Origin of the sequence: Citrobacter sp. Ce006 (assembly GCF_030336535.1) — a bacterium.
In the GTDB taxonomy this organism is placed as follows: Bacteria; Pseudomonadota; Gammaproteobacteria; order Enterobacterales; family Enterobacteriaceae; genus Citrobacter; species Citrobacter europaeus.
The window spans coordinates 129,364-145,110 of the sequence record NZ_JAOWDO010000073.1 but is presented as its reverse complement, the minus strand read 5'-3'; the positions used below and the strand labels follow the sequence as shown (position 1 = coordinate 145,110).

The following is a 15,747-nucleotide window of genomic DNA, read 5'->3' as shown; positions in this document are numbered from 1 at the left end:
ACCTACAATTTACAATCGGCTGTACTGCCCGTCATCTGTACGCTCCGATTTTTACTTTGCGCTACATCAAAAAAATCGTAAACATCCTTGATGCAAATCACTACATATAGAACTTAAAATGCACGCCGACCCAATATGTTGTATTAATCGACTACAATTGCTACAACTACAGTGCACCGCTTGACGGTGGAATTGTGGATAAAGTGGGTCAGGATTGCGGGAAGTCATTGGCAATAGAGATGAATAAAGCCATGGCCGCTTCCCCAACCTCTGTGGATAACCTGTTCTTATAAATATGGAGTGATCATGACACCGCATGTGATGAAACGAGATGGCTGTAAAGTGCCGTTTAAATCAGAGCGCATCAAAGAAGCCATTCTGCGTGCAGCTAAAGCAGCGGGAGTCGATGACGCAGATTACTGTGCCACCGTCGCAGAAGTCGTTAGTAGCCAGATGAATGAGCGCAGCAAGGTCGATATCAACGAGATCCAGACAGCGGTAGAAAACCAGCTGATGTCTGGCCCGTATAAACAACTCGCCCGTGCGTACATCGAATATCGCCACGACCGTGATATACAGCGTGAAAAACGTGGCCGTCTGAACCAGGAAATTCGTGGTCTGGTTGAGCAAACCAACTCTGCTCTGCTGAATGAAAACGCCAACAAAGACAGCAAAGTGATCCCGACCCAGCGCGACCTGCTGGCCGGTATCGTTGCCAAACACTACGCACGTCAGCACCTGCTGCCGCGTGATGTCGTCCAGGCGCACGAACGTGGTGATATTCACTATCACGACCTCGACTACTCTCCGTTCTTCCCAATGTTTAACTGCATGCTGATCGACCTGAAAGGCATGCTGACGCAGGGTTTTAAAATGGGTAACGCGGAGATTGAACCGCCAAAATCCATCTCTACCGCGACCGCCGTCACCGCGCAAATCATCGCGCAGGTTGCCAGCCATATTTATGGCGGCACCACCATTAACCGTATTGACGAAGTTCTTGCGCCGTTCGTGACCGAGAGCTTTAACAAGCATCGCAAAACCGCTGAAGAGTGGCAGATCCCGGACGCCGACGGCTATGCGCATTCCCGTACCGAGAAAGAGTGCTACGACGCCTTCCAGTCGCTCGAGTATGAAGTGAATACCCTGCATACCGCCAACGGTCAGACGCCGTTTGTTACCTTCGGTTTTGGTCTGGGAACCAGTTGGGAATCGCGTTTGATCCAGCAGTCCATTCTGCGTAACCGCATTGCTGGCCTGGGTAAAAACCGTAAAACTGCGGTCTTCCCGAAACTGGTGTTCGCGATTCGTGACGGCCTGAACCACAAGTTTGGCGATCCGAACTACGACATCAAACAGCTGGCGCTGGAGTGCGCGAGCAAGCGTATGTATCCGGACATCCTGAACTACGATCAGGTAGTCAAAGTCACCGGTTCGTTCAAAACGCCAATGGGCTGTCGCAGCTTCCTCGGCGTGTGGGAAAACGAGAACGGCGAACAGGTTCACGATGGCCGTAACAACCTCGGCGTTATCAGCCTCAACCTGCCGCGTATCGCGCTGGAAGCCCATGGCGATGAAGCCACCTTCTGGAAACTGCTCGACGATCGTCTGGTGCTGGCGCGTAAAGCGCTGATGACCCGTATTGCGCGTCTGGAAGGCGTGAAAGCTCGCGTTGCGCCAATTCTGTATATGGAAGGTGCCTGCGGCGTGCGTCTGAAAGCGGACGATGATGTGTCAGAAATCTTTAAAAACGGTCGCGCGTCCATCTCTCTGGGCTACATCGGCATTCACGAGACCATCAACGCGCTGTTTGGCGACAAGCACCTGTACGACAGTGAGCAGCTTCGCGCCAAAGGTATCGCCATTGTGGAACGCCTGCGTCAGGCGGTCGATCAGTGGAAAGACGAGACCGGTTACGGCTTTAGCCTGTACAGCACGCCAAGTGAAAACCTGTGCGATCGTTTCTGCCGTCTGGATACCGCCGAGTTTGGCGTAGTGCCGGGTGTCACCGACAAAGGTTACTACACCAACAGCTTCCACCTCGACGTGGAGAAGAAGGTAAACCCGTACGACAAGATCGATTTCGAAGCGCCGTACCCGCCGCTGGCAAGCGGAGGCTTCATTTGCTACGGCGAATACCCAAATATTCAGCACAACCTGAAAGCGCTGGAAGACGTCTGGGATTACAGCTATCAGCACGTGCCGTATTACGGGACCAACACGCCCATCGATGAATGCTACGAGTGCGGCTTTACCGGCGAGTTCGAATGCACCAGCAAAGGCTTCACCTGCCCGAAATGTGGTAACCACGACGCGGCCCGCGTGTCGGTCACCCGCCGCGTATGCGGTTATTTAGGCAGCCCGGACGCGCGTCCGTTTAACGCTGGTAAGCAGGAAGAAGTGAAGCGCCGCGTTAAGCATTTAGGCAATGGGCAGATAGGTTAATTTCCGTTTGCAAAGGCCGTAGGCCTGATAAGACGCAATAGCGTCGCCATCAGGCATCACAATGTTGCCGGATGCGGTGCAAGCACCTTATCCGGCCTACATGCTTTCTGGACATCCTCTATGCAATACCACCAATATTACCCCGTCGATATCGTCAATGGCCCTGGAACCCGCTGCACCCTGTTTGTCTCCGGGTGCGTGCACGAATGCCCCGGTTGCTATAACAAAAGCACCTGGCGGCTCAATTCCGGCGAACCGTTTACCAAAGAGATGGAAGATAAGATCATTGCCGATCTGAACGACACGCGCATTCACCGTCAGGGGATTTCGCTGTCCGGCGGCGATCCGCTACATCCGCAAAACGTGCCGGATATTCTGCAACTGGTACAGCGTATTCGCGCTGAGTGTCCGGGAAAAGATATCTGGGTGTGGACCGGCTACAAGCTTGAGGAACTCAACGCTGCGCAAATGCAGGTGGTGGATCTCATCAACGTGCTGGTCGACGGCAAATTTGTGCAGGATCTGAAAGACCCGGCGCTGATCTGGCGCGGCAGCAGCAACCAGGTGGTACATCATTTGCGTTAACACGCGATCTGGAGAGGCTTTTTCACAGCCTCTCCGTCCATTTGCTCATTCGCGACTGCGCTTTACCTGTGGCATCAATGGCGCGCCCATCCGGCAACCAGCGTTGCGCCTCACCTTTCATTATCCCCTTTTCATAAGATAAACGCTGGGCAAGCGTCCCGTCCGGGTAAAACTGTTCGCTGAGAGAGTGGCGCAGCCCTTGCTGCCACTGTTCACGTAGCTGTACCTGCCCGGAAGGATAAAAGCTGTGGCATTCGCCGTGCAGTTGACCGTTAAGCCACTGCTCTTCTCGCAGTAGCTCACCGTTTTCCGAGAAGTAACGAGCAATACCGTCCGGCTTGCCCTCACGATACGCCTGCTGCATGGCAAGCTGGCCGTTAGGATGCCAGCGCTCCATCATCCCGTTCAGCGCACCCTGCTGGTAACGCAGAACCGCCAGCAGCCGTCCGTTTTCTTCAATTCGCGTTTCACCGTTAAGCTGGTCGTTTGCGAAATTCGCTCGTAGCAGGGTGCTATCCTGTTGATACTCCTGCGTATCGCTCATCAGTTAATCTTCACCATCCCACCCTTAATCATCAGCATCCCGCCGCCATCCACAGTCTGAGTGGCGCTGGCTTTGCTGGTGAGCGTGGCTTTCGCTTCGTGGGTTATCGTCGCGGCTTTCTGGGTCAGCGAGGCTTTCGCTTCACTGGCGATGTTGGTGGCATCCAGCTTCAGACCCGATGCGGCGCTGGCGCTGAGATCCGCCCCGCTTTTCACTTTCAGGGTTTTGCCGCTCTCCAGGGTTAGCGTACCGCTGACCTTAATCGTCAGGTTGCCGTCGACGTTCAGCGTGTAGTTGCCCTTTACCTTATGCGTCTGGTTGCCGTCGATGGCGTGTTCCTGATCGCCCTTCACCGTGACGCTGCGCTTCTCTTTTACCTCCAGCGTGTCGCTGCCTTTTTCAATTTTCACCGTCCGGTTGCCTTTTTTTAGGGTGACGGTTTCGTTGCCCTCTTCAACGGTACGGGTGCGATCGTTTTTAACGCTGGCGATCTCATCGTGGCTGATAGTCGTTTTGCTGTCGTTGAGCACGGTGAGCTGGAAGTCTTTCTGCGCCTGCATCGCCAGCAGTTCGGCATCTTTTTTATCGTCGAAGCGCAGTTCGTTAAAACCTTTTTCGCTGTGGGTTTTTATCCCGGACTGGGTTTGATTCGCCGGAAGCGCGTACGGCAACGCATTCGCGCCGTTATACACACAGCCGGTAATGAGCGGTTTATCCGGGTCGCCGTCGATAAAGCTCACCACCACTTCCTGACCGATGCGCGGGATAAACTGCGCGCCAAAACCGTTGCCGCTCCAGGCGGTGGCGACCCGCAGCCAGCAGGAGCTGGTTTCGTCGTTTTTACCCTCTCTGTCCCACGGGAACTGCACCTTCACCCGACCAAGCTTATCGGTCCAGATCTCCTCTCCGCTTTTACCCACCACCAGCGCCGTCTGCGTATGCATAAACGGTACTGGCGTGCTGCTCTGCGGGCGGTATAGCGTGGCTTTTGGAATGGCGGTAAAGCGGTTGCGATAATGTTCACCGTCGTACTCGTGGCTGACGGCGGTGATTAGCCAGTCGATGTTTAGCGCCTTGTCGTCGTGCTCGGTTAAGGTGAACCAGTGCCCGGCCATCAGCGCCGCGCAGTCGCTTTCACCGACCAGCTGTTTGGCCTGCGCCTTCAGGGCGTTAACCTTCCACGCCGCCAGCGCGTCGCCTTCGGCTTTAACGCTAAAACGCCCCGGATGCTGATACTGCATGCCGCCCTTCTTCTCCCCGGCCTGGACAAACAGCGTGGCTTTTGGCTGTTCGTAGTTATAGTCGCTACTCTGGAAGCCCTGCGCAGTGGCCTGCAAACGCAGCTGCGCCGAACGAATCATGCCGGTTTCCCGCGCGCCGCTTGCTGCCGCCTGATACTTGACCTTTTTATCGCCAGGTATCGGCGGGAAGGCGCTGTTATCATCCGCCAGCACCAGCGTGTGCTTGCCTGCTGCGTGGGTAAAGAACCAGAATATTCCCTCCTGCTCCAGCAGCCGCGAGACAAAATTAAAGTCGCTCTCGTTATATTGCAGGCAGTATTCACGCTTCGCCGGTTTGCTTTTCAGTTGAAATTTGTAGTCGGTAAACCCGGCGTCTTTAAACACCTTCTCGACGATCTCCTGCGCGCTGAGGTTCTGAAACACGCGGTTGTTGCTGGCGAGCGTCAGCCACCACAGCCAGGGGCGCAGCACAAACTGGTAGCGATCGGCATTGCTGGTCGCCGGAAGCTGGTGCGCCTCGGCAATCAGACCGTCGTAATCGGCGTCGTTGATGGTGGCGGTCAGATGGGTCGCCAGCGCGGCATCGAGCGTTAACGGCGCAGAGGTGGTTGCGGCGATGGTCGCGGTGGTCAGGGCGTTAAGCTGCGATTCGGTATAAACGGTCGCGGCGCTAAGGCCAGTTAGCTTCGCGGTGAGTTTGATGATGGTGGAATCTGACATAGAAAATTCCTTTTATATTTGTAGAGTACGTCATGCCCGGTGGCGCTACGCTTACCGGGCCTACAGCTCGCGCATATGCTGAAGTGAAGTGGTTTGTAGATCGGGTAAGGCGAAGCCGCCACCCGGCAAAACCGCGTCAAAATAGCCTGATTACAGCTCATCTAAGGATATCTTTATCCGCTTTCCGCCTTCGCGTTCATCAGCGATTCGGTTAAGTTCAGCGTCTTCTTCCAACTTAGTCGCCAACACGATCGGTCGGGAATCAGTTTGTACAGTCACAGCCGTGAGATCGGTTAGCGTCGGATTAGTGAATTCTATAATAGCGGTATCGGGCATGGGAAATTCCTTACTCACTCAAAAAAGATAGACTGCACAGAAATAATAAAACACGAAAAATTAACTACACATTTCGATGACTCTTCTCCTTACTTCACTTGCAAAGGCTTTTTCATGCCCGACCTGCAATCCAATATCATTAGGGGTTTGCATATTTACATTTACTACCAATAGCAATCCGTTACCACTAAAAATACTATATCTGCAATTTACACCAATATGTGTTTCACGAATAACGGAGCAGATAATATTCACTGTAAGATTAAACACTCCGCCAAGTGATAACAAAGCATCTTCGACTGCAATCTGCAAGGAATTGGCATTTCTTGTACCTGCAACTAAATTTGAAATACTCTGTTCGCCACCATGACTATGGGCCTGTAAGTGACACCACTCATAACCAACATGAATACCTACGTATTTTTTATTCATGTGATCATTCGCACTCTCTCCCATGACGCTATTCTGACCAGTATGTCTGAAAGAACTAAACGCAGACTTTGGCACACAATAAAAAACAGATTTTACATACGTATAACCTGCCTCCCCAGAAGTAAATTCCGGTGAATCAAATGAGATATACGATTTTAAAGCATCTATCTTTGTACTTATGCGCGTTCGTCCCGCTATACCAGAAACACAGCGAGCCCTATGGTAGATATGTGGATTGTCTTTATATCGGTAAATTTTGCTAATTGAAAAATCGACATCCCTACTGGATATATTAAAAAGAATATTTTTTTGAACATAAACTCGGTAAAGAAAAAGGTTTAGACCTATCGTATAACAACCCCTATGAGTAGAATTATGTGGCGAATATATTCCTTTCCGCTCTTTAGCACTCTTGCGGCCAATCATTTTTATTTCAGCAATTTGTTTTTCCAATCGCCTTTTGCTGGCTATTAATTCAACAAGCTCACTTTCAATAACTTTATACTCTGCAGAAAACTTAAATACAGGACACCACATATTCTCTTCCTCAATAATTCATTAATTCCCCATCACTTCCCCAACCACCAGATTCTCAACATCCCTGGCCCCCACTCCCTTACATTTCTCCATTACTCTTTCGACCAATCCATCCTCCATATTTAATTTTTCTCCCGTCGCCACTAAATATCGCTGCGCTAATTTCTCCAGTTTCGCCAACACAATCCCTTTTAATATCTCCTCATCCAATGCCCGATAGGCCACCGTGGTCATTCTTGCCAAAAACGCCGGACGGAAATGACGCAACAGCTCCTCACGCAATGCCTCATTAAACCGCTCGCTGTTTAATTCAGCCGCAGGCGTATCCAGAATTAATTCCGCCCCCACGTTGCTGGTCGCCAGCATCACCGTATTTTTGAAATCGACAATCAGCCCGGTGCCGTCTTCCATTACGCCTTTGTCGAAGACGTTATAGAACGCCTCCAGCACGTCCGGGTGCGCCTTTTCGATTTCGTCGAGCAGCACCACCGAATAGGGGCGACGGCGCACGGCTTCGGTTAACGCTCCACCGCTGCCGTAGCCCACGTAGCCCGGCGGCGCGCCTTTCAACTGGCTGACGGTGTGCGCCTCCTGGTATTCAGACAGGTTGATGGTTATCAGATTGCGCTCGCCGCCGTACAGGGCGTCGGCCAGCGCATACGCGGTTTCGGTTTTGCCCACGCCAGTTGGCCCCACCAGCAGGAACACGCCGACCGGCTTTTGCGGATCGGTCAGACCGCTGCGATAGGCGCGCAGGCGTTGGGCGATGGTCTCCAGCGCTGCCTGTTGACCCATTACCCGAGCACTCATCCGTTCAACCAGCGTACGCAGAGCGTGGGCTTCGTCGGTGAGCATCTGTCCGAGCGGAATGCCCGTCCAGCCGCCGATCACCGCCGCCACCGTGGCGGGATCGACACAATCCGGCACCAGCGGCACCTCGTCGCGCAGTTGGGCAGCGGCGGTTTCCAGTTTGCCAATCAGCGCCGCACACTCCACCAGCTCTTGCTCCAGTTCCTCGTCATCGTCCAGCCGCGCACTGAGATCCAGCATCCGCTGGCGGGTCGCCAGTAGTTCGCCGACCCGCTGACGCTCATCCTGCCAGCGCCCTTCCACTTCTCTCGCCTGCAAGCGTAACTTCTCCGCCAGCGCCTCCAGTTCACACAGTCGGTCGTGATGATCGACGCCCACCAGCAACTCGCGGTTGAGGCGTTCACTCTCTTCTTCGATGGCCGCCTGCTGCTGACGGATCTCCTCAAGCTGGGGCGGCACATCATGCTGCGCCAGCGCCACTCTTGCGCAGGCGGTGTCGAGCACGCTGATGGCTTTGTCCGGCAGTTGGCGCCCGGAGATGTAGCGCTGCGACAGACGCACCGCCTCGCGGATGGCGGTATCGAGGATCTGCACGCCGTGGTGTGCCTCGAGCTTGTCGGCCACCGCCCGCAGCATCACCACCGCGCTGTTCTCGTCCGGTTCCTCGATCTGGATACGCTGAAAACGCCGGTCCAGCGCCGGATCCTTTTCGAAATATTTTTTGTACTCCTGCCAGGTGGTCGCGGCGATGGTGCGCAGTTCCCCACGCGCCAGCGCCGGTTTCAGCAGGTTGGCGGCGTCGCTGCCGCCCTCGGCGCCGCCCGCGCCAATCAGCGTGTGGGCTTCGTCGATAAATAAAATGATCGGTTGCGGGGATTTTTTTACCGCGTCAATCACCCCTTTCAGCCGCTGTTCAAATTCACCTTTCACGCCCGCGCCCGCCTGCAACAGGCCGAGATCCAGCGACAGCAGAGCGACATCGCGCAGCGGCGGCGGCACACTTCCTTCGGCAATGCGTCGCGCCAGCCCTTCGGCGACGGCGGTTTTGCCCACCCCCGGCGCGCCAACCAGAATCGGGTTGTTTTGCCTGCGGCGCAGCAGGATGTCGATACACTGGCGGATCTCCGCGTCGCGCCCGATGATCGGATCGATCAGCCCTTCCCGCGCATCACGGGTCAGATCGTGGGTGTATTGATCCAGCACGCCGCTTTCACGCTCCGGGTTTTCTCCCGTATGCGTATCGCTTAATTCTTCAACGGAGCCACGACACCAGCTCTGCCACTGGCTTTCCATCACCCCCGCCGGAAGCTGCAACAGCAGCGGCATTCCCTGCGCTAGCTGGGCGCGCAGACGTTCTCGGGTGAGTAAGGCTTGCAGCAACAACGCTGAACGGACCTTCAACAAACGCTGGAAAGCCGCCAACAAAACCGCACCTTCCAGCAATTCCACCAGTTGCACGGAAAATACCGGCATCCGCGTGCAGCCCGATTTAAACTGCGCCTGGGCGCTATGGATCTCTTCGCGCAGCGTGTCGACGGAAATCGCCGCGCCGCTCAGGCAATACGCGAGATCACAGTGTTCATCATCGAGTAATGCCAGCAGCAGATGCTCCGGCTCAACAAACCAGTGTCCCTGCGCCCGGCTGCGTTCGGCGGCCTGCTCCAGCGCACGAAAGCAAACCGGATTCAGTCGTTGTACCAGCGCTTTTAAGTCCATGCGTTGTTCTCCTCAAGTTGCTGTTGGCAGTGAAACACGGCGGGTTTACGCCCTGCCAGTTGAGCGGTATAGCCCAAACGCGGCGGCGTATCGCGGCTCAGGCAGTGGTCAAGATTTAGCGTCCCGCGCATCATCAGTTGCAGCGTTATCCCTGGGCCAAACCAGATTTGCCCCAGTTTGCTGAGCTGAAGAAAGGCTTGCCCATCGGATAAAAACGCCCGCCACCGGGTGGGGCTTTCAGCATGCAGGTGCACCCGCAGCGCCGCATGCTGATTCCAGATCCGTCGCCCGGCGACGCTGTTGCGCCCCAGCCGACATCCCGTCCGGCTTATGGATGCCTGCGGCAAAGGCTGCCAGCGGCCGACAAACTCTTCGACATGCACGGTGACGTTCAGTACGGCCTCGACCAGCGCCACAAATCCAGCCACAGAACGCCTGCGATTCGTCAGGCTGCCGCATTGCATCAGCAGGCTCTGCACCTGTGCAGACTCATGCTTTTCCATGGCATCAAGCCTGAAACCACACAGTGCCCGCATCACCGACTGCCCCGGCGCGTTATCCTGGCGCGCGTAGGGCGTAGCCAGCCGATACAGGCTCAGGCTTCGGGAGTGATGCTGAATAAAACGCTGTTGAAACATAAAGATAAAATCCTGCGGTGCGCTGTTTTTATCCTGCGTCGCCTGCTGCAGCCATTCCAGCCAGCCGTAGGGCAGTACGCCATCCGCACCTCCCGGCCCGAGGCTACGCACCTGGAGAACGTCGTTGTTCAGCGCGCCAAGTTCCGCAGGCGCAAACGCCAGCCCCAGCTCACCCCACAGCTCGGGCGTGTCACCGCTCGCCTGTAAAATCCTGAGGCACTGCTCCAGCGAAAAGCGCCACGGCTCGCCCTTAAGTTGCGCCATTACGCTATCAGCGCGGTCTGTTCGACGTCTGTCCATAGCGACAGCTCCTCCCCTTCATCCAGCAATACCGTACGTACAAAGCAGTTAGCGGTCGCGTTACGCGCCAGAAAACGGGCGACAATCCCCGCAAACAACAGCCGACTGTTGCCCGTAAATGCCTGTGGGTCGAGGGTCAGCGTCAGCCGAATACCGTTATGCCAGCCGCGCCAGGCATCGCCTCCGCGGTGCTCGCTAACCCGCTGGCAACACATCTCGCGGATGCCATTTATCTGTTGCCAGACGGCGGGTGACGCAGAGGAAGGGGCATACAGCGCCAGCAGCTCTTTGAGCGAGTCCAGAGCCCTCTCTCCCTCGGTCAATGAAAGGTGATTGAGCGCCAGCGAAGAAAGCAGTTTCCAACGCGCATCTCGCTGCAAGGCGGACGCAGAAGGCGTGGTCGGCGTTCCCAATAAATGCACCTGCGCGACCGGACCAGGGACTTCAAAGGTCAGAGGCGTTCCCGCACAAAGCTGTGCAGCCTTCTCACCGTTACTGCACCAGAGCGTCGCCGTCAGGCTTGTCTCTTCGTCCGGAGCAAACGGGTCGAAGCGGCTGTCCACCAGGGTTAACCACAGCGCATTGCCCTGCTGGGGGTTGCGCCGCGCATGCCAGAACCAGCGGGACTCGCTATGCCCGCGGGCCGAGTAATATGCAGGCACGCACCAGGCCTCCTCACGGCGGCTCATCCACAGCGTCTGTACACGGTAGATCTGTACATGGTGATCGTGATGATCGGCCACCAGCCGATGCTCGCTGCGGGTATGCCCGGCGCTCAGTGGCTCAGAGGTCCGGGTGAAAAGGTTAACGATTGGCACACAGCCCAGACGAATATCACCCGAGTGAATATGCTGTGACCCCGGCGGAGCGCGATCGAAAGGAATGCACAAGGTCATGCCATCGCCATCCTTCGTCGGCGGCAGCGGCAAATCAAAATACATCAGCGCCTGCGGACAGTTCATCCAGGCACTGAGCGCCAGCACGCTGGACTCTACGCCCGGTTCGCAGGGCAAAATCTTTTCGGCATTCAGCAGGCCAATAGGATGTGGGCGCAGCGGCCCGATGACATGGGCGTACAACAAATCAAACAGCGTGGCGTTGATTTGCGGCGAGCCGCTGAGATGAATGCGCAACTGTGTTACCGCCAACGTTGAAAACTGATGTGGCGGCAGGCAACGTAGCTGAATCCGCAACGCGCCGCGCGCCCGCATCAGCCCGGTTAACTGCCGGGCCTGGGCCGCATCACACCAGCTAACATCTTCAATCTCAATAGGCCACAGCGTTTGCGCCAGCGCGGTACGCCACCAGACCGTCTCGCCGCTTTCCGTTAGCGCGTAAAGCGGCGTTCCGGCTGGAAGGGCGTAACCCCGACTCAAATCGCCTGCCAGCGGATCCGCAGTAAAACTGGCGGTAGCAGAGGAAGGAAACGGTCGTATTGCATGGGGAGAAAGCTGCTCCAGTAGCGATTCGCACAGCTCGCCGAAGCCGTCGTCAAGGCGCTGATGCAGTCTGGCGCTTTGCAGAGCGAAGCCTTCTAAAAGCCGTTCAACATGCGGATCCGGGCAATCAAATTCGCTCAGCCGCAGACGAGAGGCTACGTGCGGGTGCCGATGGGCGAACTCCCCGCTGGCTTTTCGCAACCATCGCAATTCCTGCAGATAATTTTCCAGCAATCGATCGTCCATTGATCTCCCCCTTTCGCGGGTTATTGCCAACTGCCGTTTTGATACGCCAGACTCAGCGTCAACGGGTCGTCATCGTTCCACAGCATCGCTTCAATGCGTAGCGCCAGCGTCTGATGATGCGCATCCTTCACACTGATAGTTAGCGCCTGGATCCGCGGCTCGTTGCGTAAAATGGCTGCGCGTAGCGGCGACAATACCAGCTAAGCACTCGTTCATCGCCCGCGTTCAGTCCATGCCATTCCGGGACGCCCCAGGCAAGCAGCAGCGGCAACGCGTCATCATCCGCAGGAGCGCGGGAGTTGAACAATCGCCTCAGCTCCCGGCACACCGACTCGCGCGGCGTAACACCTTCATCCATCAGTCTGTCGAACAATGCAACCGGGATGGATGATTTCATCATCAACCACCATTTTTATTCATCGCCATATCCCAGGTCGACGCCGCCGCACCTTTCTCCGCCCCTTCTAATTTTTGGGCCTTCAATTCCCATTTAATTTTGCTGAAGTTTAGGGATAGCGTTTCAACAGGTTTACCGCCCGAGCCGCCGCTGACGCTGATATGTGAAATCAATACGTTGTCGAGGGTATAGACAATAAACGGCAGCACCGAATCGCCATCATTGCGACATAGCGTTAAAACAGCCTGCGTAATCATTTTCCCGGAACAACAGTAAAGATTAAGTTCAGGAGTGGAAATATCGACAAATTTGGTCAGTGACATCTCCCCCACATGCGCCCGACCAGACGTACGGTTGGTGTTACTCACATCATTAGTAACCTGCATCGCAACATTATGGCTGAAGGACATAATTTCAATTTGGTCTACATATCCATCAACGTTGCTGTCACCTTTGATCGGATCAATCTTTAAAAAAATAGCATCCATAGAATCTTCCCTTATGTAATTAAGCCGATACAGGCGGTGGCAATTCCGCCACCAGGCGGATAGATGTGGTCAATTCTTCCAGTTGGAAATGAGGGCGCAGGAATACCACCGCGCGATAGACACCAGGTTTGCCGGGAACATCCAGTACGTCTATCCGTGCTTCGCGCAACGGATATTGCGCCTTGATTTCCTGCGGTGCTGTGTCGCTGAGTAGCACGTAACTGGCAATCCAGTTATTGAGGAATCGCTCAACATCTTCGCGACTCAAAAAACTGCCGACTTTGTCGCGCATAATGACTTTCAGGTAGTGCGCAAAGCGGGAGGCGGCAAGGACGTACGGCAGCATCGCCGAGATCCGCGCATTCGCGTTGGCTTCAGGCGTGTTGTAGATTTTTGCCTGGTTGGTGGTTTGCCCGCCAAAAAACGCGGCGGTATTCGTATTCTTTTTATGACACAGCGCGATGAACCCAAGATCGTTCAACTCTTTTTCACGGCGATCGGTAATGGCTACCTCCGTCGGACAGCGCAGACTGATATCACCGGATGGCGTGGAGAAAGTATGCGCCGGGAGGCCTTCCACCAGTCCGCCACCTTCTGCGCCACGAATCGCCGCGCACCAGCCATATAAAGCAAACGCCTCGGTAATGCGGTTGGCCAGTACCCAGGCGGCATTCCCCCACAGGTATTTGCTGGCATCCAGGCCGTTAACGTCCTCGATAAAGTTTACCCCGTCTACCGGCACCGTATCCGGCCCGTAGGGCAGACGCTGTAAAACGTGCGGCAGCACCAGCGAGACATAGCGCGAGTCGTCGCTTTCACGGAATGCTCGCCATTTGATCATCTCGGTGCTTTCGAAGATCTTCGCCAGATCGCGTGGCACGCTCAGCTCAGCGAACGATCCCATATCAAACAAGCGCGGGCTGGCAGCGGCAATAAACGGCGCATGAGCGGCCGCCGCAACCTGAGATATTTTCTCCAGTAGCGCCACGTCCTGCGGATGACGGCCGAACTCAAAATCCCCCACCAGCACGCTGTAAGGGTTACCGCCAAAGGTGCCGTACTCATCTTCGTACAGCTTTTTGAACAGCGTGCTCTGATCGAACTCAACCGCTTTTTCCAGATCGTCCTGCAACTCTTTGCGCGAGACATTCAGCAGTCGTAACTTCAATCGCGTACTGGTTTCAGTGTTCATTACAAACTGATGCAACCCGCGCCAGGAAGACTCCAGCTTCTGGGTATCCGGATGATGCAACACCTCATTCAACTGGGCGCTGATAAGCTCATCGATCTGAGCAATACGGTGGTTGATCATCGCCACAGTGTCGCTTCCGATCGCCATTCCTTCATCGAGGATTTGCGTCGCCAGCTCTTCCAGCATGTCCCGCGCATAGGTTTGTTGCAGCTCATCACGAGCCATCCGTCCTTCCTGAATAATGCGGTCCAGTACGCTCAGCGTAACGGTCTGTCCACCCGTTTCAGTTTGTTCTTGCACATTCTCCATTGCTCTTCTCCTTTTCCGTTACGCGTTTTCAGCTGCTTTTTCTTCAGCAGCAGGTCTTAACGCCTGAAGTTCTGCGTTATCGTTTACCACCTGCTGTAACAACGCATCCAAATCGTCGTTACCATCCAGTTTGGTGAGGAGGTCGCGCAAGCGTTGGCGGGCGAGGAAAAGACGCTGGAGGGGTTTAACCTGATTGATAATATTGAGCGGCGAAAAGTCGTCGAACTCGTTAAAGCGCAGCTCAACGTTCAATTTGCTGCCATCATTAGCCAGACGATTTTCTACCTGAACCGCCAGACGAGGTGAGATGGAGGAAAGCACATCATCGAAATTATCACGATCGATTTCGACGAATCGCCGCTCACGTAATTTAGCGGGTGGGGATGCTGGATGCCCGGATAAATCAGCCAGAATACCAACAACTAAGGGAAGTTCTTTTTTCTCAATCGCCCCACCCGTTTCCACATCATATGTTATTTGTACGCGCGGCGGCCTAATACGGTTGAGTTTATGCTGTATGCTCTCGGCCATATTTAATCCTTTTTTATTGCAATAGTATCCCTGGTACGATATTTGCCGCACCATTATTCGAAAAGTGATATTCATGAATAACTACCTGCAATATAAAAAACACAACAAAAAATAAATATCAACTTAATTTTTTGTTTTTTACACAAAAATAAAACATTTGATAAAAATCAATTAACCAAAAATCAACCAATAAAAATCAATAAGTTACACCAAAAGTTAATTAAAAATAATACTTTACACTTGAAATATAAATCACATGAATATTTAAATGTTAACGAATTTTATTACTTCAGATTCGTCCAATAATGATTTAAGTCAAAAACAGAACCGTTGCTATTAATTACCTTCTTAAGGAAGATATAAAAGGATTTTATATGACAAACGGCCTACGCCATCCAGCCATCATAATATTATTCAGTATTTTAATTTTACTGAGTAGCGGCTGTTCATTGTGGCAAAACCGTGTGGCATTTAATGATGTGGTTATTGAAACCGTAGCAGATGCAAACGATAACACACCAGTCGCAGTGGATATTGTCGCGGTTGCCGATAACGCGTTGCTGCCAACCGTACAAACGCTTAGTGCAACACAATGGTTTAACGCCAAATCACAACTGCTGCGCGATAGCCCTGACGGGCTGCACGTTTGGTCGCTGGAGCTGGTGCCGAATTCGCGTTTTGTGACCAAAAGCTCCCCTCTGCAGGGCGTTAAGGCAGAAGCAATTCTGCTGTTTGCCCGCTACAGCAGCGCAGGAGAACACCGCTTAAGACTGGATAAAGCAGATTCATTGCATCTGCTGCTAATGACGGATGAAGCAGTCCTGGCCCCCTGAACAAGGAA

Annotated in this window: 13 protein-coding genes and 1 pseudogene; 3 read left to right on the top strand and 11 right to left on the bottom strand. The window is 54.1% G+C overall.

What is annotated here, in order from left to right:
* The first annotated feature begins 306 nt into the window (after positions 1 to 306).
* Both nrdD and nrdG read left to right on the top strand, forming a co-directional pair.
* Positions 307 to 2,445, top strand: a complete 2,139-nt coding sequence (gene nrdD, locus OGV94_RS19390) for an anaerobic ribonucleoside-triphosphate reductase (RefSeq protein WP_043018234.1) — start codon at positions 307 to 309, stop codon at positions 2,443 to 2,445.
* 120 nt (positions 2,446 to 2,565) lie between these two features.
* Positions 2,566 to 3,030 carry an anaerobic ribonucleoside-triphosphate reductase-activating protein gene (nrdG, locus tag OGV94_RS19385; protein WP_047406606.1) on the top strand — a complete coding sequence of 155 codons (465 nt, stop codon included), beginning with the start codon at positions 2,566 to 2,568 and terminating at the stop codon, positions 3,028 to 3,030.
* Between the two features lie 22 nt (positions 3,031 to 3,052).
* On the opposite strand, the gene OGV94_RS19380 is transcribed toward nrdG, so the two are convergent.
* The 11 genes and pseudogenes from OGV94_RS19380 to tssB all read right to left on the bottom strand — a co-directional run bounded on the left by OGV94_RS19380 (position 3,053) and on the right by tssB (position 14,981).
* A complete protein-coding gene (locus OGV94_RS19380; RefSeq protein ID WP_199994924.1) occupies positions 3,053 to 3,574 on the bottom strand; it encodes a toxin-antitoxin system YwqK family antitoxin in 522 nt (173 codons plus the stop codon).
* Positions 3,574 to 5,535 carry a type VI secretion system Vgr family protein gene (locus OGV94_RS19375; protein WP_286524023.1) on the bottom strand — a complete coding sequence of 654 codons (1,962 nt, stop codon included), beginning with the start codon at positions 5,533 to 5,535 and terminating at the stop codon, positions 3,574 to 3,576. Before OGV94_RS19375 ends, OGV94_RS19380 begins: the two co-directional genes overlap by 1 nt.
* A gap of 150 nt (positions 5,536 to 5,685) precedes the next feature.
* Positions 5,686 to 5,871 (bottom strand): hypothetical protein, encoded by a 186-nt coding sequence (locus tag OGV94_RS19370; protein WP_075145286.1) that lies wholly within the window; start codon positions 5,869 to 5,871, stop codon positions 5,686 to 5,688.
* A gap of 60 nt (positions 5,872 to 5,931) precedes the next feature.
* Positions 5,932 to 6,840, bottom strand: a complete 909-nt coding sequence (locus OGV94_RS19365; protein WP_075145287.1) for a hypothetical protein — start codon at positions 6,838 to 6,840, stop codon at positions 5,932 to 5,934.
* Positions 6,841 to 6,861: 21 nt separating this feature from the next.
* Positions 6,862 to 9,366 carry a type VI secretion system ATPase TssH gene (tssH, locus tag OGV94_RS19360; RefSeq protein WP_220771607.1) on the bottom strand — a complete coding sequence of 835 codons (2,505 nt, stop codon included), beginning with the start codon at positions 9,364 to 9,366 and terminating at the stop codon, positions 6,862 to 6,864.
* Positions 9,357 to 10,304: a type VI secretion system baseplate subunit TssG gene (locus tag OGV94_RS19355; RefSeq protein WP_172862617.1), complete on the bottom strand. Its 948-nt coding sequence runs from the start codon at positions 10,302 to 10,304 to the stop codon at positions 9,357 to 9,359. The genes tssH and OGV94_RS19355 overlap by 10 nt, the downstream gene beginning before the upstream one ends.
* On the bottom strand, positions 10,268 to 11,989 hold the full coding sequence (gene tssF / locus OGV94_RS19350; protein ID WP_080625798.1) for a type VI secretion system baseplate subunit TssF: 1,722 nt from the start codon (positions 11,987 to 11,989) through the stop codon (positions 10,268 to 10,270). Before tssF ends, OGV94_RS19355 begins: the two co-directional genes overlap by 37 nt.
* A gap of 20 nt (positions 11,990 to 12,009) precedes the next feature.
* Positions 12,010 to 12,389, bottom strand: a pseudogene (tssE, locus tag OGV94_RS19345) (type VI secretion system baseplate subunit TssE).
* A complete protein-coding gene (locus OGV94_RS19340) occupies positions 12,389 to 12,874 on the bottom strand; it encodes an Hcp family type VI secretion system effector (RefSeq protein WP_043018228.1) in 486 nt (161 codons plus the stop codon). The pseudogene tssE and the gene OGV94_RS19340 overlap by 1 nt, the downstream one beginning before the upstream one ends.
* Before the next feature lie 19 nt (positions 12,875 to 12,893).
* Positions 12,894 to 14,375 carry a type VI secretion system contractile sheath large subunit gene (gene tssC / locus OGV94_RS19335; RefSeq protein ID WP_051642785.1) on the bottom strand — a complete coding sequence of 494 codons (1,482 nt, stop codon included), beginning with the start codon at positions 14,373 to 14,375 and terminating at the stop codon, positions 12,894 to 12,896.
* 18 nt (positions 14,376 to 14,393) lie between these two features.
* Positions 14,394 to 14,981 carry a type VI secretion system contractile sheath small subunit gene (tssB, locus tag OGV94_RS19330; protein WP_231125750.1) on the bottom strand — a complete coding sequence of 196 codons (588 nt, stop codon included), beginning with the start codon at positions 14,979 to 14,981 and terminating at the stop codon, positions 14,394 to 14,396.
* A gap of 299 nt (positions 14,982 to 15,280) precedes the next feature.
* Here tssB and OGV94_RS19325 point away from each other — a divergent pair, with 299 nt between their 5' ends.
* On the top strand, positions 15,281 to 15,739 hold the full coding sequence (locus tag OGV94_RS19325) for a T6SS protein Cts2N (RefSeq protein WP_080625800.1): 459 nt from the start codon (positions 15,281 to 15,283) through the stop codon (positions 15,737 to 15,739).
* The last annotated feature ends 8 nt before the right edge of the window (positions 15,740 to 15,747 follow it).